This is a genomic window from Blautia sp. ZXY-1-C6, assembly GCF_056339875.1.
The window spans coordinates 1-20536 of sequence record NZ_JBWJVQ010000006.1 but is presented as its reverse complement, the minus strand read 5'-3'; the positions used below and the strand labels follow the sequence as shown (position 1 = coordinate 20536).

The window sequence follows — 20536 nt, the reverse complement described above, 5'->3', positions numbered from 1 at the left end:
GTCGGAGTTAATGACCATCAGGTAGATTTGTTTGAGGGACAGTATGCAGTGCCAAACGGAATGGCATATAATTCCTATGTGATTCTGGATGACAAGGTTGCAGTTATGGATACTGTAGATGCCAATTTCAAACATGAATGGCTGGATAATCTTGAACAGGCACTGGGTGGACGTAAGCCGGACTATCTGATCGTTCAGCATATGGAGCCTGACCATGCAGCAAATGTAGCGAACTTTCTGGAAGTATATCCCGGCACTACAGTAGTAGCCAATGCGAAGACATTTGTAATGATCAAGAATTTCTTCGGACTGGATCTGGAAGGGCAGAAACTGGAAGTAGAGAATGGTTCTACACTGAGTCTGGGAAATCATAATCTTACTTTTGTATTTGCGCCAATGGTACACTGGCCGGAGGTTATGGTGACTTATGACAGCACAGATAAAGTTCTTTTTTCGGCAGATGGATTTGGTAAGTTCGGTGCTCTGGATGTGGAAGAAAACTGGGATGATGAAGCAAGAAGATACTTTATCGGTATTGTTGGTAAATATGGCGCACAGGTACAGAGACTTCTGAAAGTAGCAGTTACTCTGGATATTCAGATCATCTGTCCGTTACATGGTCCGGTACTTACAGAAAATCTGGGACATTATATCAGCCTCTATGATACCTGGTCCTCTTACACACCGGAGGAAGAAGGAATCGTAGTTGCATATACTTCTGTATACGGACATACCAAAGAAGCAGTCAATCAGTTTGTGGAGAAATTAAAGAGCAAGGGATGTCCGAAAGTAGTTGTTTATGATCTGGCAAGAGATGATATGTCTCAGGCACTCAGCGATGCATTCCGCTACAGTAAGTTGGTACTGGCAACAACTACTTATAATGCAGGAATCTATCCGTTTATGAATGACTTTATTACCCGTCTGGCAGAGCATAATTTCCAGAACCGTACAGTAGGTCTTATTGAAAACGGTTCCTGGGCACCTCTGGCAGCAAAAGTAATGAAAAATATGCTTTCTGAATGTAAGAAAATCAACTGGCTGGACACCACAGTGAAGATCATGTCCGCAGTAAATCAGGAAAACAGAGATCAGATGGAATCGATGGCTTCCGAGCTTTGTAAGGAATATATTGCAAAGAATGATGAACTGGCAAATAAAAATGACATGACAGCGTTATTCCGTATTGGTTATGGTCTCTATGTAGTGACATCAAATGACGGTAAGAAGGATAACGGACTGATTGTCAACACAGTTACCCAGCTGACAGACTCTCCGTTCCGTGTTGCAGTTAATATCAATAAGACAAATTATTCTCACCATGTTATCAAGCAGACAGGGGTGATGAATGTAAACTGTCTCTCTGTAGATGCTCCGTTCTCTGTATTTGAACAGTTTGGTTTCCAGAGTGGAAGAAGCGTGGATAAATTTGCGGGACAGAAGGTGAATCGTTCTGATAACGGACTGATATTCCTGGACAAATATATCAACGCATTTATGTCCCTGAAAGTAGAGCAGTATGTAGATCTGGGAACTCACGGAATGTTCATCTGCAGTGTGACAGAAGCCCGCGTGGTAAGTGACCAGGAGACAATGAGCTACACCTATTATCAGAAAAATGTAAAACCGAAACCTGAAACAGAAGGTAAGAAAGGATTTGTATGTAAAGTCTGCGGATATATCTACGAAGGTGATGAACTTCCGGAAGATTATATCTGCCCATTGTGTAAACATGGAGCTGTAGACTTCGAGCCGATTGGATGAAAGATTTCTCTTGTTAAACTGCTAAAGAGTGACATTCTGTTATATGAATAATTGTTGAGATTTCAGAGTGATCTGATTGATAAAATAAAAAATAGAGATTGTCAGTGGTTATTAAATAGCTGGCAATCTCTATTTTGCTCCAATATGGTACTATTATTAAATGCAGAAAATAGTACAATTACAGTTGTATTGTAAGGATGAATAGACGATGGGATATTAATAGAAACATTATGGGATGTAAAGAAATTTTGATAGACGAATTCAATAGCAATATGTTACACTTTATAAAAGTTAGAATTTAATATATCAAAATATAAAGGGAAGTGTGTCTATTGAAACAAATTAAAAAGAAACTTTCAAAAAGAATATATTGGAATATTATGAACTTTCTGAGCATTATGATGAAATAAAAATGTGGTATGACGGATATCGGTTTGGAAATGTAGAGGTTTACTGTCCCTGGGATGTGATAAATTATTGTGATGAATTGCGTATAAACAATATGGCGCAGCCACAGAATTACTGGTCTAATACTAGCAGTAATGAAGCGGTGAAACGCTTTATTCAGGAGACTGATAAGGGAACGGTCAGAAAGGAAATTGAGAAACTGATAGCAGGAGAAACAATTGTAAAGGAGATTCATCAGGAACTGACATATCAGGATATGTATGCTTCGATTGAAAACCTGTGGAGTATTCTTTTTACTACGGGATATCTCACACAGACCGGAAGAAAAGATGCAAATACGTTCATGCTTACCATTCCTAATATGGAAATACGTAATATTTTTCTGACACAGATTATGGAATATTTTAAGAAAATTGTTTCTGAGAATGGAGAAGCACTTGAAGTACGGTATTGCATTTTACAAAAAGAAATGCAGAGTAATGACAGTTAAATAAATGAAAAACAAATACACAAAAGCAGCAGAACCATTGAGGGATAGTGATTCAATGGTTCTGCTTTTTACTGTCTGTATTGATGAAGTTGCTTAATGTAACTGGAATACTACGGTTTCGTAAGGTTTGAGTACAAGTGTTCCAATTCCGTATTCAACTTCATTTTCTCCGTAATTGGAAATGATTACGGGAGTGTTGCACGGTAATTCAATATCTTCAGCGCCATAATGGAATTTCTGCATGGATGCAGAGAAATTATGCACTGCCAGCCATGTTTCATCCTGGTAACTTCTGGTATAGGCAATTACCGGACCATCTTCCGGGCAGCAGAGTTTGAAATCTCCATGAGCCATTACCGGATGTTTCTTACGCAGTGCGATGAGATTCTGGTAGAATCTGAAAACAGAACAGTCATCATTCATCTGGCTTTCTGCGTTAATGAGTTTGTAGTTTGGATTGACACCCAGCCACGGAGTATGCTCAGAAAATCCGCCGTTTGGACTGTCGTTCCACTGCATAGGCGTTCTTGCATTATCACGGCTGATACTTCTGGATTCTGCCAGTGCTTCTTCAGGAGAAGCTCCTTGTTCGATCATGGTTTTATAATAATTGCGGGTATCAATGTCATTGTAATCATCGATAGATGGGAAGGCAACATTGGTCATTCCCAATTCTTCGCCCTGGAAAACAAAGGGGGTACCGGGAAGTGTGTGCAGATAACATGCCAGCATTTTTGCAGATTCTGACCAGAATTCTCTGTCATTTCCGTAAAGGGAAACCTGACGCGGTTTGTCGTGATTACTTAAAAATCTTGCCCACCATCCGTCTTTTTTTAGGATTTCATAATCTTTCTTAAGATCACGTTTCATTTTCTCTGGTGACCATGTCTGGATTTCAACAATCGGAGGGACAAATGGAATAGCCATGTTAAATTCTTTGCTTGCTGCGCTGGAATAGTTGATGGCATCCTGTTCATTGTTGATATTAACTTCTCCTACACTCATCAGATTGTCGGGAGTCATTGTTTCTGCAACCATTTCACGGATGTAGCGGTGGGTTCCTTCCAGATTTACACACGCTACAGTACCAATGGGTTCATTCATATCTGCACGTCCGTCCAGTCCTTTGTCAAGATAACTGATGGCATCAATGCGATATCCGTCAACACCTTTCTCATTCCAGAAACGGATAATATCAAAAATTTTCTCTTTAGTTTCCGGATTATCCCAGTTCAGATCCGGTTGTTCTTTAGCAAAGAAATGGAGATAGTATTGTCCACGTTCAGGAACATATTCCCAGGCACTTCCGCCAAATACGGACATCCAGCAGTTGGGTGCGCCTCCGTCCGGTGCAGGATCACGCCAGATATAGTAATCACTGTAAGGATTATTGCGGGATTTCTTTGATTCCCGGAACCATTTATGTTTATCTGAAGAATGGTTCAGGACCAGATCCATGATAATGGCGATGCCTCGTTCATGTGCACCGTCGCGGAAAGCATCCCAGTCTTCCATAGTTCCGAATTCTTCCATGATCGCGAAGTAATCAGAAATATCGTAACCGTTATCCACATTCGGAGAAGCATAGACAGGAGACATCCATACTGCATTGATGCCAAGCTCCTTCAGATAATCTAGCTTCTCAATCATTCCCTTCAGATCACCGATTCCATCATTGTTGCCATCTTTAAAACTTCTTGGGTAAATCTGGTAGATCACCAGATCTTTATACCAGTCTTTTTTGTGTTTCATATGTACATCCTTTCGTCTTTTTGCATAAATAAACTCTGAAATTATTATATTGTATTGTGCAAAAAAACGCAATGAAGAAAACGAGATTATTTTTGATAATAGTAACACACGTGTTACTGTTCACATTCCACTATCCCGCGAGGTGTTTTGGCATGAATATGCCAAAATCCCGAGACATACAAGCCAAAATTCCATTGCCGCAGGCAATCTGGAATGAATTTTGGCTAAGTTACTGTGAACGGAGTGAACAGTAACTAATAACGAAGTAAACAGTAATACACACTCTGGACATATCAGATTGTACAGAAAAAAGAATTGTGATAGAATAGGCGCGTAAAATATGTTACTGTACATAAGACAATGAAAGACGGAGAACAGAATGAACGCAAATTTTGAATATTATAAAGTTTTTTATTACGTATCAAAATATGAGAATCTGACAAAGGCAGCATCAGTATTAAAGACCAGCCAGCCGGCTGTGACCAGGACGATACATAATCTGGAAAATATATTAGGGTGCAGACTGTTTACCAGAAGCAAAAGTGGCATGAAACTGACTCCTGAGGGAAAGATTTTCTATCAGTATGTAGCAGCAGGCTGTGCTCAGTTTTTCAAAGCCGAGGATAATCTTAATAATCTGATCAGCCTTGAGAACGGGACCATTTATATCAGTGCAACAGAGACAGCATTGCACTGTTATTTGTTCGAGGCAGTCAGAGACTTTAATATTCAATACCCGAATGTGCATTTTAAAATTCTTAATAACAGCACTACAGATTCTGTAAATGCCTTAAAAGAGGGTAAAGTAGATCTTGCAGTTGTATCTGCTTCTTTACAGTTAGCAGAGCCACTGAAAATGAAAGTAGTGCGAAAGTATAGGGAAATTCTGATCGGAGGCAGTCGTTTTGCGGAGCTGAAGGGGAGGAAGACTTCGTTGGAGGAACTTTCAGCCTATCCATGGATCAGCCTGACTTCCGAGGCAATCAGCAGGAGATTTTTGAATGAGTATTTTTCAAAAAATGGACTGCAGTTTTCGCCGGATGTAGAGCTGGCGACTACAGATATGATTCTCCCGGCAGTACGGTATAATATGGGAATCGGATTCCTGCCAGAAGAATTTGCCGGAGATGATCTGGAATCCGGAAAGGTTTTTGAGATAGATGTAAATGAAACACTTCCGGAGAGAAGCATTATTCTGATCCATGATACAGAATATCCTCAAAGTATTGCATCTAAAGCATTCCAGAAGTTTTTGGCAGAACGGAAAGAACAGAACCGCTGAAATAGAAAAGTCATCAGGAAATCCACATGATGTGAATCCTGATGACTTATTATATTTATAAGGAATTTATCATCTGTTAGACGGATTTATTTATGCCACTCCCAGTTTCGAATCTCTTCCAGATCCTGGCCATATTCAGCAATATACTGTTTGTGCTCAACAAGCTTGTCATTCATCTTCTGGATTAAGAAGGAACCTTTGTTTCCAAGCTGTGGAAGATGCATGATGGCATCCTTTACAAGATTGAAACGGTCAATCTGGTTCTGTACACGCATATCGAATGGTGTAGTAATAGTACCTTCTTCCTGATATCCGTGAACAGAGATATTGTGGTTGTGACGCTCATAAGTAAGCTCATGGATCAGTGTTGGATATCCATGGAATGCAAAGATGACAGGTTTATCTTTTGTGAAGATTGCATCATATTCTGCGTCACTTAAGCCGTGTGGATGTTTGTGGTCAGATTCCAGTTTGAACAGGTCGACAACGTTAACAACACGGATCTTAAGTTCCGGCATTTCATCACGAAGGATAGTAACTGCAGCCATGATCTCAAGTGTAGGTGTATCACCGCAGCAGGCCATAACAACGTCTGGTTCTTCACCACAGTCATTGCTTGCCCACTCCCAGATACCGATACCCTGTGTGCAGTGCTTAACAGCCTGCTCCATGGTCAGCCACTGGCAGCTTGGATGCTTGGAAGCTACAATTGCATTGACATAGTTCTTACTCTTGATGCAGTGATCGAAGCAGGAGAGTAAGCAGTTAGCGTCCGGTGGTAAGTACATACGAACTACGTCTGCTTTCTTATTGGCAATGTGATCCAGGAATCCAGGATCCTGATGAGTAAATCCGTTGTGGTCCTGCTGCCATACGTTGGATGTCAGGATGAAGTTCAGGGATGCGATAGGCTGTCTCCAGGAAAGCTGATTGCAAACTTTCAGCCATTTTGCATGCTGGGCTGCCATGGAGTCAACGATACGGATGAAAGCTTCATAGCTTGCGAAGAAGCCATGACGACCTGTTAACAGGTAACCTTCCAGCCATCCTTCACACATATGCTCACTGAGCATACTGTCCATAATACGTCCGTCTCTTGCGAGGCAGTCATCAGTATCAAGCATTTCTGCGTTCCAGTCACGTTTCTGATATTCAAATACTTTGTACAGACGGTTGGACATGCTTTCATCTGGTCCAAAGATACGGAAGTTCTTGTTTTCTTCATTCAGTTTGAAGATGTCGCGGATGTATCCGCCAAGTTCGATCATATCCTGAGCTTTTGTTTTGCCAGGCTGTACTTCAATACCGTAATCGCGGAAGTCCGGAAGACGAAGATCTTTCAGAAGAAGTCCACCATTTGCATGTGGGTTGGCACCGAGACGTGCATTTCCCTTAGGAGCCAGTTCAGCCAGTTCCGGGATCAGGCGTCCGTTTTTATCAAACAGTTCCTGAGGACGATAGCTTTCCAGCCACTCCTTCAGAAGTTCAAGATGTTCCGGTTTTTCCATAGTGATCGGAACCTGATGAGCACGGAAAGAACCTTCAATCTGAAGTCCGTCAACAACCTTAGGACCTGTCCATCCCTTAGGAGTACGAAGGATGATCATTGGCCATACCGGACGTTCCGGATTATTGTTCTCACGGGCGTTCTTCTGGATCGCTTTGATTTCTTCGATCACTGTGTCCATTGTTTCAGCCATCTTCTTGTGCATTGTCATTGGGTCGTCACCTTCAACGAAATATGGTTTCCAGCCACAGCCCTTGAAGAAGCATTCAAGTTCTTCATGAGAAAGACGGGAGAAGATAGTCGGGTTGCTGATCTTATATCCATTTAAGTGAAGAATAGGAAGTACAGCACCGTCTGTGATCGGGTTCAGGAATTTGTTGGACTGCCAGGATGTCGCCAGAGGACCAGTCTCAGCTTCACCATCACCTACAACAGTAGTTGCAATCAGATCCGGGTTGTCAAATACAGCTCCGAAAGCATGAGCGATGGAGTAACCAAGCTCGCCACCTTCATTAATGGAACCAGGTGTTTCCGGTGCGCAGTGGCTTGGGACTCCGCATGGGAAGGAGAACTGTTTGAACATTTTCTTCATACCTTCCTCATCCTGACTGATGTTAGGATAAACTTCGCTGTAGGAACCTTCCAGATAGGTGTTGGCGATCATGAAGTTTCCGCCATGTCCAGGACCGGAAAGCAGGATCATATCAAGGTCATAACGTTTGATGACACGGTTGCAGTGTGCATAAACGAAGTTCTGTCCCGGTACAGTTCCCCAGTGACCAACAATTTTTTTCTTGATCTGATCCATAGTTAATGGCTCTCTCAGAAGCGGATTGTCGAGAAGATAGAGCTGTCCGGCAGACAGATAGTTAGCTGCACGCCAGTAAGCATCGATTTTGTCAAGCATTTCCTGGTTTAAAGGCTGCTTTTCCAGACATAATTTGTTGTCTTCCATTTTCTTACCTCTTTCTTTGTCTTTGATGTGTATAGCTTAAGATGTCGAAGATATCTGTATAAGAAATTTTCTGGTGGTAGTTAATGATAAACGTTTCTCAACAGATAAGTTGGAGTGTTACTTTGTTATTTTTTAACCGAACACATCCTATCATATCAGAAATGAAACGTAAAATAGAAATATTGCATTGTAATTATAAGTTTTTGATATGGATAAAAAATAAGCTCCTTCTGATGAAATGCGGAGCAGTTATTCGGTATAGAGCTGCGTAGCGAAGCAGATTGTGAATATCCGCTTGACGACAATTCTCTGAGTGGAAATGATTGGTGTTTAATATGGAAGATGACGAAAAGAACTAAGCAATGATTAGTAATTTTCACGAAAAAATGGATAACATGAAAGTTGTATTGCAATTTGCACAAAAAATAGATATAATAAAAAAAACAATTGCGCATAAGGTATAGAAAAACTGCTTATATGTACTAGATAAAGTATAGGCGGTAAAAGTGAAGAATGGCGAAGGAGACAAGAATCATGGGAAAAAGAGCAGCAGGAATATTAATGCCGATCAGCAGTCTTCCATCAGACTATGGCATCGGATGTTTTTCCAAAAGTGCATATGAATTTGTAGACTGGTTAAAGGAAGCAGGACAGACTTACTGGCAGATTCTGCCATTGGGACCGACCAGCTATGGAGATTCTCCATATCAGTCTTTCTCTACATTTGCAGGTAATCCATATTTTATTGATCTGGATACACTTGTGGAAGAAGGAGTTCTTGATAAGAAAGACTGCGAGAAAGTTAACTGGGGAAAGAAGCCTGATGAGGTAGATTATGAAAAAATCTACAAAGGCCGTTATCCTCTTCTGAGAAAAGCATACGAGAACAGTGATATCAGCAAGAATCCTGACTATCAGAAATTCGTAGCAGAGAACAGCTGGTGGTTGTCAGATTATGCTCTGTTTATGGCAGTAAAAGACCGTTTCGAAGGTGTAGAATGGACCAAATGGGCTGAGGATATCAGACTCCGCTGGAACAATGCCATGGATTATTATCGTGAAGAACTCTATTTTGATATTGAATTCCAGCAGTATATGCAGTTTAAGTTCTATGAGCAGTGGATGAAACTGAAATCCTATGCAAATTCAAAAGGAATCCAGATCATTGGAGATATTCCGATTTATGTTGCAATGGACAGTGCTGATGCATGGGCGCATCCGGAGCTGTTCCAGCTGGATCAGGATAATGTACCACTGGCAGTAGCAGGATGCCCTCCGGATGGATTTTCTGCAACCGGTCAGTTATGGGGAAATCCGTTATATCGCTGGGATTATCACAGAAATACAGGATATCAGTGGTGGATTTCCAGAATGAGTTACTGCTTCAGACTGTATGATGTTGTGCGAATCGATCATTTCCGTGGATTTGATGAATATTTCTCTATTCCATACGGAGATAAAGATGCAAGAGGCGGACACTGGGAAAAGGGTCCCGGAATTGATCTGTTCCGTAAGATTGAACAGGCGCTTGGATGGAAGCAGGTTATTGCAGAGGACTTGGGATATATGACAGATTCCGTACGTCATCTGGTATATGAGAGCGGCTTCCCGGGAATGAAGGTTCTGGAATTTGCGTTTGACTCCAGAGATTCCGGATGTGCCAGTGATTATCTGCCACATAATTATCCGGAGAACTGCGTGGCATATACAGGAACCCATGATAATGAAACTATCGTGGGATGGTGGAAGAGCATCACAGCAGCTGAGAGAAAACTGGCGAGAGATTATCTGTGTGATCATGCAACACCGGAAGAAGAACTGTATAAGTGTTTCATCAGTCTGATCATGCGCAGTGCTGCGCGTGTCTGCGTTATCCCAATGCAGGACTATATGGGACTGGACAACAGATTCCGAATGAATAAACCATCTACAGTTGGTATGAACTGGAAGTGGAGAATTAAGAAGAGAGATCTTACAAAGAAACTCCAGAAGGAAATCTATGATGTGACACTTCGTTATGGACGTAAGAACTGGGATTAAATACATAATGAAATAATTGGAATAATGACAGCGTTTCGGATATAAATAATATTCGGAACGCTGTTTTTTTAACCGAATCAAGCAGTTATTTGGTAAAAAAAGCAACGAAGTGGTTGGTTTTATCTGTTTTGTTTTATCCAGTCAGAGTCATCTGTCAGAGGGAAAAAAAGGACAGTTTCGCAAGGTCTTTATTTTTGTATGAAAAAGAAAACATTGAAATTGTTTTGACGGGCGTACAATTGAAAAAGAAATGCATTGATTTTCGGGCAATGTCTGATAAAATATTAACCAGAAAAAACAAAAGAACAGATTTTCAGGAGGGAAAATAAATGAACTATAACAGATTAGAAACCAGTCTGATCGATGTGATCAAAGAGGAACAGGCGAAGCTTGGATATATGAAGGAGAAGATCAGCCTTTATTATCCGCTCAGTTCCCTGAATCATTTCTTTGGCAATGAGACGGATGCTGCAGGCATGATGGAGATTTTAAAAGATTTTCCTTCTTATATAGAAGAGAAATTTGGTGAAGTAGCAGTATCACACAGAGGAGATCGTTTCTGCTTCACTGTTTCGGAAAAAGCTTCCGAATATGTACATAATAATATGAAAGAGAATGAATTTATCAAGGCATTGATCGAACTGGTTGGCAGACATGGATGTACGATAGAGGAAATTAAAGAACTGTTCCATTCTTATTCAGATAAAATCATTACTGAACCAATGGATAACGAGGAGTTTGATGTGATGATCCGCTTTGATGATGGATCAGATCCTTATTATTATTGTTTTAAAGATGAAGGATGCCATATCATTTACCACAGATTTCTGCCGGAAGACTATGCAGATTTTGGATTCTGATAAGAATGAGTGAAAAATTTTCCAACTGTCGGATCGGCAAAAATATATGTGACATTTGCAACAAAAGTATGTTATTTTTTTGTCAAATATCAACAAAAATAAGTCGAAATTCTATATTGACAGATAGTCTCAATAATGGTAATTTTTATTTGATTTAATGTTTTCATTTATAGAAACAGGTAAAATTTTATTACATTATTTTACAGGAATAAAATAGATAAAACTGAGTTGACAGTTTGGAGGGAAAGATTAAATGAGAAAAACCAAAATTATCTGTACAATGGGACCGTCTACTGATAAGGGCGATGTTATGGAGCAGCTTGTGAGAGAGGGAATGGACGTAGCACGTTTCAACTTCTCACATGGACCTCACGATGAGCAGAGAGGCCGTATCCAGAAACTGAGAGAACTTCGCAAGAAATATGACAGACCTGTTGCAGCACTTCTTGATACAAAGGGACCGGAGATCAGACTTGGATGCTTCAAGGATGGCAAGGTTTCTCTGGAAGAAGGACAGATTTTTACATTTACAAATAAAGATATTGAAGGAACTAATGAGTGCGTAAGCATTACTTATAAAGAGCTTTATAAGGATGTGCAGCCGGGTGGACATATTCTGGTTGATGATGGACTTGTAGACCTGGAGGTTCAGGACATCTCAGGAAAGGACATTGTCTGCAAGGTTATTAATGCAGGTGTGATTGGCGACAAGAAGGGTGTCAATGTTCCGGGTGCAAACCTGAAGATGCCATTCATCAGTAAAAAAGACCATGATGATCTTCTCTTCGGTATCCAGGAAGGATTTGATTTCGTTGCAGCATCTTTTACACGTACTGCAAACGATATCCGCGAAGTAAGAAAAATCCTGAAAGAAAACGGCGGTGAAGAGATTCAGATCATTGCAAAGATTGAGAACCAGCAGGGCGTTGACAATATCGACGAGATTATTGAAGCAGCAGATGGCATCATGATCGCCAGAGGTGACATGGGTGTTGAGATCCCGCCGGAATATGTACCTGTTATCCAGCAGAAAATTATCCAGAAAGTTTACACAGCAGGAAAACCGGTTATTACAGCAACACAGATGCTTGACTCCATGATCTCTCATCCGAGACCAACCCGTGCAGAGGCTACAGACGTTGCCAATGCGATTTTTCAGGGAACAAGTGCAACTATGCTTTCAGGAGAAACCGCAGCTGGTAAATATCCGGTACAGGCACTTCAGATGATGAGCCGTATTGCAGAACATATGGAGCAGAATATTGATTACAATACAATCTTTAAGAAAACAGACAGAAATGAGAATCCGGATATCACAAATGCAATCGCACATGCAACCTGTCTGACCGCAATCGACTTGAAGGCCAGTGCAATCCTTGCAGTGACAAAATCCGGAAGTACAGCTCATATGATGTCCAAACACAGACCAGGATGTCTGATCGGTGCATGTACAAGCTCTGAGAGAGTTCTTCGCCAGCTGAATCTATCCTGGGGTGTTTACCCGATGCTGATCAAAGAAGAATACAGTTCTGAGATCCTTTGCCTGAGAGCAATCGAAGCAGCACAGAAGCATAAACTTGTAAAAGTTGGCGACACTATTGTATTTGCCGGTGGTGTACCGCTTGGAATTCCGGGAAGAACAAACCTGATCCGCGTCTGCACAGTAGAATAGTGGAGCAGGTTATGAAACGGTTAGTCATAAAAAATAAAAGAAAAATCTGGCTCTGGTTTCTGTTTATCGTGCTTCTGATCTTGGCATGCAGGGCTGCGTATGTCACGGGAAATAAGAATATGCAGATAAGAGACGAGGCAGTAGAGGAACAGCAGGTAGAGAATGTAGTGGGACAGGATAAAGTGGAGAGATTATGCTGAATCAATTTTCGAGAACTGAGCTTCTTCTTGGAAAAGAAGCGATGGATAAACTGGAGAATGCCCGTGTGGCAGTATTTGGAATCGGAGGAGTTGGAGGTTATGTATGTGAAGCATTGGTCAGAAGCGGCGTAGGGGCCTTTGATCTGATCGATGATGACAAAGTATGCCTGACGAATCTTAACAGACAGATTATTGCCACCAGGAAAACTGTTGGTCAATATAAAACAGAGGTGATGCGGGACAGGATCCTGGACATTAATCCGAAAGCAGATGTGAGAATCCATAACTGTTTTTATCTTCCGGAGAATGCTGCTGATTTCGATTTTAGTGAGTATGATTATGTGGTAGATGCTGTGGACACAGTGACTGCGAAGATTGAACTGATCATGCGTGCAAAAGAGGCAGGGACTCCTGTTATCAGCAGTATGGGTGCCGGAAATAAGCTGGATGCCAGTGCATTTCGGGTGGCAGATATCTATAAGACGAAGGTGTGCCCGCTGGCGAAGGTTATGCGCAGAGAGCTGAAGAAGCGTGGTGTGAAAAAACTGAAGGTTGTTTATTCGGAAGAACAGCCGATCAGACCGATTGAAGATATGGCAATCAGCTGCAGATCGCATTGTATTTGTCCTCCGGGTGCTGCGCATAAGTGTACGGAGCGCAGAGATATTCCGGGCAGTGTGGCGTTTGTGCCGTCTGTCGCCGGGCTGATTATTGCAGGAGAGGTTATTAAAGACCTGACTGCAGAGTACAGAAGATAAGAAGTGTTTATTTTGAGATGTGTATGGTGTCAGAAATGGTATGGTGCACATCTTTTTTTGCGGGAAATATTTGGAATCGGATGGGGGTATTACTTTTTGGATTTTATAGAATTGTTATAGGGAAAAAGTCAAAATAATATAAAAATTTACGGGATTTTCAAAAGATAATGAAAGAAAAAGGAGAGAATCTGTGATACACTGTCATTATTGACGGATAGAAATCTATTAGAACTGTGGAGATATAGAAGTTTGGTGGATCAATGTCTGAATGATGTCAGCTTAATAAATTTCAGATTGGAGGATATAACATCGGATGAAAACAAATTACAACAGAACAGTGCAGGCCTGTTTTATCGGATATGTAGTGCAGGCCATTGTGAACAATTTCGTTCCTCTGCTGTTTCTGACATTTCAGGGCAGTTACGGGATTTCGCTGCAGAAGATCACACTTCTGGTTACTTTTAATTTCGGGATCCAGTTGCTGGTAGATCTGGCATCGATTGGATTTGTGGACAGAATAGGTTATCGTGCATCTATGATCCTGGCACATGCAATGGCGGCTGCAGGTCTGATTTTGCTCACAGTATTGCCGGAGTGCCTGGGAGATCCGTTTGTGGGACTTCTCATTGCAGTTATGATCTATGCCATCGGAGGCGGATTGCTGGAGGTGCTGGTAAGTCCTGTGGTGGAAGCCTGCCCTACAGATAATAAGGAAAAAGCAATGAGTCTCCTTCATTCCTTTTACTGTTGGGGACATGTGGGAGTGGTACTTCTTTCTACATTATTCTTTCGTATTTTCGGGATTGCAAACTGGAAATATATGGCGCTGGTGTGGGCATTGATTCCCATTGCAAATGGAATCTTTTTTACCAGAGTTCCCATTGCTCCACTGCTGGATGAGGGTGAAAAGGGGCTGACTATGGGAGAGCTTTTTAAGAAAAAAATCTTCTGGGTTCTGATGTTAATGATGCTCTGTGCAGGAGCCAGTGAGCAGGCGGTAAGCCAGTGGGCTTCTACTCTGGCTGAGAAAAGCTTTGGAATCAATAAAACTATCGGAGATCTGGCAGGTCCCATGGCGTTTGCAATTCTTATGGGAAGCTCAAGGGCATTTTATGGGAAATTTGGAGATAAAATCAATCTGGAACGCTTTATGCAATACAGTGCAGTTCTGTGCATGGTTTCCTATCTGATGATCGCATTTATCCCGGTACCTGCGTTGGGAATCCTTGGATGTGCGGTTTGCGGTCTGTCTGTAGGTATTATGTGGCCGGGAACCTTCAGCATGGCGGCTGCCTCAGTAAAGCGTGGCGGAACAGCCCTGTTTGCCCTCCTTGCCCTTGCTGGAGATGTGGGATGCTCATCCGGACCAACCTATGTGGGGATGATTTCAGGAGCACTGAATGATAATCTGAAACTTGGAATCTTTGCGGCACTGATTTTCCCTGTGTTGATGATAATGGGGATTAAGATGATTGGAAGTCTGCAAAAATATGATTGAGATATATTAAAAAGTATGGAACGATTAATTTTTCATATTGATGTAAACAGTGCATTTCTTTCCTGGGAGTCAGCCAGAAGGGTAAGCCAGGGGCTGCCGGATCTCAGGGAGATTCCCTCCTGTGTGGGAGGAGATCCAAAGAAACGGACAGAGTACACACGCTGTTCCCGGACGAAATACCGGAGAAAATGTGGCCACTTCCTGTCCGTAACCTGTTATTTCTGGGAAAAGCCTTCGAGCAGAAGCTTCTGAATCAGGGAATCCGTACTATTGGTGATCTGGCAAGGGAACGGGAAGCAAATGTACAGCTCTGGCTTGGAGAAAAACCAGAGCACAGATGAAAAATGAAGACAGACAGGAAGAATAAAAGCGCAGAGATGATACTTTTTCTCTGCGCTTTTATAGCGGACTGTTATACATATTTCAGAAATTCTTCATCCTGAATCCGGGAAGTATGGATGGCATTTTGGATAGCCTGAGCCATGACTTCTGCGGCGAGAGTTCCTGCCATATTGATATCTACAGAAACATCGCCAATGCTGGCAGCATAGATGGAATCGCCGTCAGCCATAGTTGCTACAGGATTGATGCATCTGGCATAGGCACAGCGGGTCATAGAGGCAATTTTATTCAGTTCAGCCTTTGAAAATGCCCCATTGGTGATCACAGCCCCGATGGTGGTATTGCCGGTAAACTGGTCATGAGGTGTCATAAAGCGGTATAATTCGTGGACACTATCCAGAAACCCGCTTCTGTCAGGCGTTTTCAGCCCTGCGATTTTCTGACCATTTTGTGGACTAAAGATATCTCCCAGTGCATTGACAACGACAATTGCGGCCATCTGGAAATTTCCCACTGATACAGCGGCAATACCAAGACCTGACTTCATGGATTGTTTCATACCGTAAAGTTTTCCCACAGTTGCACCGGTACCTGCGCCGATATTCCCGGTTCTGGCATCTGTTCCGGCAAATGCCTGACGGCAGGCTTCCTCGCCCATTTTTGCAGTTGGACGTATTTTAGGATCTCCGTAAGAGAGGTCATAGATACAGGACTGGCATACAAGGGGAACCAGTGCTGCACCGGTGTTATAACCGATATTTTGTGATTCCAGATAGTTCATTACACCGTCAGCAGCAGCCAGTCCATAGGCAGAACCTCCGGACAAGACAATGGCGTTGATAGGATTGTCGGCAGTGACAGGAGAGGTGAGAGGAGTTTCTCTGGAAGCAGGGCCGCCTCCGCTTATATCGCAGCCTGCTTTTGCTCCATTTGGAAAATAAAGAACAGTTACACCGGTTTTCGCATCATGGTCAGAAGTATGACCGATGCGTAAATTTGAAAGCTCTGTAATAGAAATCTCTTTTAATAATGACATAAAAATCTCCTTTATTATGTGATAGCAATTCTATGAAATACTGACAGAGCAATCCAGCCCATCAGAATGTGAAGTACTGCGTCAGATATTTTCCTTGTCTTTCGCACTCTGCTGAACTGTCTTGATTGCATTATTTTGTGAGATTGCTATAGATATTAATTGAATCAGGTAGGATTTCTGTTTTAAATGTGCCAGATAAAAAAAACTGACTACGGTGACAATGTAGTCAGGTTTTTTGGAAAAGGCTGTTCTTTTAAAGATTATGCACGTTTCAGTGCCACAGAAAGTGCCTTGGAAACGATACTTCCCACTACAAAGCAGAAGCCCGCTTCGATCAGTCCCTGAACGCCCACAAAAGCAGCAACGAAGACAACAGGATTGCTTACTCCAAGACTGGAAACAATACCCTGAATGTAATCTGTGTTGTAGAAGAAGAGACATAAAAAGCCCATGAAGAAGAGAGTATTCAGTAACGGGCATGCCAGTGAAGCAACGTAATAGGAAAATTTCTTCGCCGGTGATTTATATAATGCTGCGAAAATAAGTCCTGTGATCCATCCTTCCAGCACACGTGCCACGATACATACAATAAAAGTGCCAAATGGATTAATGTTAAAAAGTGCAGCAGCGAAAGCTGAACTTCCTGTGACAGCCATATAGAAGCTGGTTGCACCGAAAGCAAGTCCGCATACAGCACCACCTTTCGGTCCGAGGATGATAGCTCCTACAGCTACCGGGATGGTGAGAAGAGTGATGGATAAGCCGGGAGTACGAAGGTAGCCCAGCGGGGTAAAGGACATGAGCAGAATAATGGCAATCATCATAGCCAGCTCTACCATGTAAAGAGTGCTGCTTCTTTTTGTTGCAGCCGTTGTTGTAGTGGTTGTTGTTGTGTTCATATGAATTCTCCTTTGGGTCTGATAAAACGGCGCAATGCGTCCCCTGCTTTTCAGACAGTTTAGAGTATGGGGATCAGGCGTTATGAAAAATATGCATCAGAACAAAAGATATGAAACAAGAAATATCTTCCGGTAAAGGTTTCCGGTGTGTAGACGCCTTACAGGTCGCCTCACAAATTTAACCAGACTGTGAAGTGGATGATTTTATCCACCAGACTGTCAGATGTGGAAATCAGATGCATTTTCTTTCGAATAACGCTCCCGTAAACCATAACACATTTGATTAAAAACTGCAATATTTTATAGTATGTTTGAAAATAAATACAGGATATAGAGACGTTTCTATATCCTGCAAAAAATATTGATTATGAGATTTAGCGTTCCATCATGCTGATGGATTCAATTCTCATACTTCCACCACGTACTACTTCGATTCTGTGGAATTCTTCCTTGATCAGTTTGACAACTGCATCATTCTTGATGGCTGTCTGGACAAATTCCAGAAGCAGGCTGTCTTTGCCGTAGTCAATGACTTTTGCCTTGAAGGTTTCTGCAATCTGAAACAGTTCTGCTTTATCTTCCCTGGAGCAGTTGAAAACCTTGATATAGAGAATTTCTTTCATTCTGACAAATACATCTGTGAAGTCGATTACCTTGATAACCTCGATCATGCGGTTTAACTGTTTTTTGATCTGTTCAAAGGTTTCATCATCGCTGACTGTTGCGATAGTCATTCGGGATACTGTGGGGTCCTCGGTGGTTCCTACAGTAAGACTGATCTATCACGAGATATGTAAATGGTTAAGTGAGCTTTGTTAATTAAAATATACTAAAATATTGTCTTTTTTGACAAGAAATTATAGAAAATAAATAAAATAACACAATGCAAAAAACAATGCATAAAATAAAAGAATGTCCCTTTGAGGAACATTCTTTTAACGTGTCTGAAGGAAAACTTTTAATTTGGGAAGCTGGTTGTTAAGGATAAGAGTTTCCGGAAACATGAGCTGGTGAACGAATTCTTCGGCATAGGTGAAATCTCCAACATGTTCTTTTCCGTGGCTGTCGCTGGACAAAATAACAGGAAGCTGATATTTCTGACAGAGATACAGGATTCTGGCTGCATTGGCTCTTGTGTCTCCCCGATATCCTCCGGGTGCGAGGGAAGCTTCGTTTATTTCAAAAATAACATTTTCCCGTAAAGCTGCTCTTGCCAGCGTTTCATAATCTACAGGGAAATGTGTATCGTCGCAGTGGCCGAGTATTTTTACAGCAGGATGTTTTATTGCATTGATGTAAGCTTCTGTATTCTGAGATACAGAGCCTGAACGGTAGTTCTGCCGATGCATACTGATGATAGCGTAATCCTGGTTGTTCAGCAGTTCATCTGACAGATCTGTATGTCCTGCACTGTCCAGGATGTTTAGTTCAACTCCGTAAAGAATATCTATGCCGAATCTTTTTCTGGGATAAAAAGGAAGGCTTCTGAAATAAGAAGAAGTTCCGGAAGCCAGAGTTCCCGGGCCGTGGTCAGAAATCCCAAGGAGTTTCAGTCCTTTTTTGCTGGCTGCTTTTGCCATGTCAGAGATGGTACAGGTGGTTCCGTGACCGCTGGCGATAGAATGTGTGTGGATGTCAGAAAGATACATTGTTTGTCTCCTTTCCAGAGCGGTTTCTATATATGATAAGAGCCTTACGGAAGATGCAAAGCTGCTGTTTGATGGTACATTCGTTATATTCAAGTATGACAGATGAGGATTTAAATGTCAATGAGGAAACAAAATAAAAACAACTGAAATACAACAAAAATCAAATGAAAAGCAACACAAATAAACGGCTGATACATGTTAAATTATGTTGACTTCGGGAAAATGAGAAGGTATAATGGAACTATATGAAAACACGGGGGCTTATTGCTGATCAATGACAGCGATAGCACTGTTTGCTTATGTGTAGACAGTTACTTCATGAGAAAGGAGTAACATGGAAAAATTTCAAACATCAGACATTCCCGGAATTCTCTTATGAATGGCTGGAGGCTGAACTGGATACTGGTATGATTCCACAAATATGGACAGCGAAGAAATTGCTCCTAACCTTTATGACTAATCGATAAGTATATATCGAGAGGAAATGAATCCTCAGAATTAAGTAAAAAAAGTTACCGGGAACAATGTGACCGGTAGCGAAATACAGACGCCGCACTGCCGTATGGCAAGTGCGGCGTTGTTGTTCAAACAATAAAACTCTGATAGCAGAGTGATGATTCAAACAAGTTGTAAAGATACTTATGTCGACAGCTCAGATTTCAAGATGATGCAAATAAGGACACTTTTTCAGACAAACAAGGTTCTTATTTTGGGGAGTAAGTTGAGATAAAATAAAATCATCAGATATGAAGAGCGCAATTCATATATTGGAGGAAGAACAGTGAAAAGTACGGAACGGTTAATTTTTCATATTGATGTAAACAGTGCATTTCTTTCCTGGGAATCAGCCAGAAGGGTGAGCCAGGGGCTGCCGGATCTCAGAGAAATTCCTTCCTGTGTAGGAGGAGATCCAAAGAAACGGACAGGTATCGTGGTTGCCAAATCTATCCCTGCAAAAAAATACGGGATCCAGACCGGCGAGCCAGTAGCCATGGCTCTTCGGAAATGTCCCAATCTGGTGATCGTTCCCAGTGATTTTGAATTATACGATAAATGTTCCCGGGCATTTAAAGCAATCTGTGCTTCCTTTGCACCTGTGATGGAATCTTTTTCCATTGATGAGGTATTTCTGGATATGACAGGTACTTCTCTGATCTATCCTGACCCTGTAGCTGCTGCTCATGAGCTGAAAGGCAAGATTCACAGAGAGCTGGGATTTACAGTAAATGTAGGAATTTCTACCAATAAGCTTTTGGCAAAGATGGCATCAGATTTTCAAAAGCCGGACAGAGTACACACTCTGTTCCCGGATGAAATCCCGGAGAAAATGTGGCCTCTTCCTATCCGTAATCTGCTGTTTCTGGGAAAAGCTTCCGAGCAGAAGCTTCTGAATCAGGGAATCCGTACCATCGGTGATCTGGCAA

General features: G+C 41.7%; 16 protein-coding genes and 1 pseudogene. 11 read left to right on the top strand and 6 right to left on the bottom strand.

Translation table 11 applies throughout. The annotated features are described in order from the left end of the window. Together AC075J_RS00320 and AC075J_RS00315 are read left to right on the top strand one after the other, a co-directional pair. On the top strand, nucleotides 1–1764 hold a 1764-nt coding region (locus AC075J_RS00320; RefSeq protein ID WP_476389824.1), incomplete at its 5' end, for a flavin reductase. Between the two features lie 370 nt (nucleotides 1765–2134). Then, nucleotides 2135–2662, top strand: coding sequence for a hypothetical protein (locus AC075J_RS00315; protein WP_196049156.1), 528 nt, complete (start codon nucleotides 2135–2137; stop codon nucleotides 2660–2662). A 93-nt stretch (nucleotides 2663–2755) separates the two neighbouring features. On the opposite strand, the gene AC075J_RS00310 is transcribed toward AC075J_RS00315, so the two are convergent. Further along, the gene (locus AC075J_RS00310; RefSeq protein ID WP_347048514.1) at nucleotides 2756–4414 is read right to left on the bottom strand and encodes a glycoside hydrolase family 13 protein; all 1659 of its coding nucleotides are present in this window, start codon (nucleotides 4412–4414) and stop codon (nucleotides 2756–2758) included. 379 nt (nucleotides 4415–4793) lie between these two features. Between AC075J_RS00310 and AC075J_RS00305 the strand changes: the two genes are divergently transcribed. Continuing rightward, nucleotides 4794–5696, top strand: coding sequence for a LysR family transcriptional regulator (locus AC075J_RS00305; protein ID WP_022381354.1), 903 nt, complete (start codon nucleotides 4794–4796; stop codon nucleotides 5694–5696). Nucleotides 5697–5782: 86 nt separating this feature from the next. On the opposite strand, the gene AC075J_RS00300 is transcribed toward AC075J_RS00305, so the two are convergent. Then, entirely contained in the window at nucleotides 5783–8158 is a 2376-nt protein-coding gene (locus AC075J_RS00300) for a phosphoketolase family protein (RefSeq protein WP_008706824.1), read from the bottom strand. 534 nt (nucleotides 8159–8692) lie between these two features. Here AC075J_RS00300 and malQ point away from each other — a divergent pair. The 7 genes from malQ (at nucleotide 8693) to AC075J_RS00265 (ending at nucleotide 15527) form a co-directional block, all read left to right on the top strand. Beyond that, on the top strand, nucleotides 8693–10198 hold the full coding sequence (malQ, locus tag AC075J_RS00295; RefSeq protein WP_173706114.1) for a 4-alpha-glucanotransferase: 1506 nt from the start codon (nucleotides 8693–8695) through the stop codon (nucleotides 10196–10198). A gap of 329 nt (nucleotides 10199–10527) precedes the next feature. Next, nucleotides 10528–11058, top strand: a complete 531-nt coding sequence (locus tag AC075J_RS00290) for a DUF3877 family protein (RefSeq protein WP_055059861.1) — start codon at nucleotides 10528–10530, stop codon at nucleotides 11056–11058. 253 nt (nucleotides 11059–11311) lie between these two features. Continuing rightward, a complete protein-coding gene (gene pyk, locus AC075J_RS00285; protein WP_025577602.1) occupies nucleotides 11312–12730 on the top strand; it encodes a pyruvate kinase in 1419 nt (472 codons plus the stop codon). A gap of 11 nt (nucleotides 12731–12741) precedes the next feature. Then, nucleotides 12742–12930, top strand: a complete 189-nt coding sequence (locus AC075J_RS00280; RefSeq protein WP_055059860.1) for a hypothetical protein — start codon at nucleotides 12742–12744, stop codon at nucleotides 12928–12930. After that, entirely contained in the window at nucleotides 12924–13688 is a 765-nt protein-coding gene (locus AC075J_RS00275; RefSeq protein WP_055052637.1) for a tRNA threonylcarbamoyladenosine dehydratase, read from the top strand. The genes AC075J_RS00280 and AC075J_RS00275 overlap by 7 nt, the downstream gene beginning before the upstream one ends. A 313-nt stretch (nucleotides 13689–14001) precedes the next feature. Further along, nucleotides 14002–15186: an MFS transporter gene (locus tag AC075J_RS00270; RefSeq protein WP_025577598.1), complete on the top strand. Its 1185-nt coding sequence runs from the start codon at nucleotides 14002–14004 to the stop codon at nucleotides 15184–15186. A 188-nt stretch (nucleotides 15187–15374) separates the two neighbouring features. Beyond that, a complete protein-coding gene (locus AC075J_RS00265) occupies nucleotides 15375–15527 on the top strand; it encodes a hypothetical protein (protein WP_331464946.1) in 153 nt (50 codons plus the stop codon). A 71-nt stretch (nucleotides 15528–15598) separates the two neighbouring features. Here AC075J_RS00265 and AC075J_RS00260 read toward each other — a convergent pair whose 3' ends face one another. The 4 genes and pseudogenes from AC075J_RS00260 to AC075J_RS00245 all read right to left on the bottom strand — a co-directional run bounded on the left by AC075J_RS00260 (nucleotide 15599) and on the right by AC075J_RS00245 (nucleotide 19112). Next, complete coding sequence (locus tag AC075J_RS00260; RefSeq protein ID WP_025577596.1) at nucleotides 15599–16564, bottom strand: P1 family peptidase; 966 nt, start codon at nucleotides 16562–16564, stop codon at nucleotides 15599–15601. A gap of 260 nt (nucleotides 16565–16824) precedes the next feature. Further along, the gene (locus tag AC075J_RS00255) at nucleotides 16825–17463 is read right to left on the bottom strand and encodes an ECF transporter S component (RefSeq protein WP_476389823.1); all 639 of its coding nucleotides are present in this window, start codon (nucleotides 17461–17463) and stop codon (nucleotides 16825–16827) included. A gap of 374 nt (nucleotides 17464–17837) precedes the next feature. Further along, nucleotides 17838–18239: pseudogene (gene ilvN / locus AC075J_RS00250) on the bottom strand (acetolactate synthase small subunit); the annotation flags it as partial. 159 nt (nucleotides 18240–18398) lie between these two features. After that, complete coding sequence (locus tag AC075J_RS00245) at nucleotides 18399–19112, bottom strand: phosphatase (protein WP_227194213.1); 714 nt, start codon at nucleotides 19110–19112, stop codon at nucleotides 18399–18401. A gap of 781 nt (nucleotides 19113–19893) precedes the next feature. Between AC075J_RS00245 and AC075J_RS00240 the strand changes: the two genes are divergently transcribed. Then, nucleotides 19894–20536: DNA polymerase Y family protein (locus AC075J_RS00240; RefSeq protein ID WP_476389822.1), on the top strand; the 643-nt coding region annotated here is incomplete at its 3' end.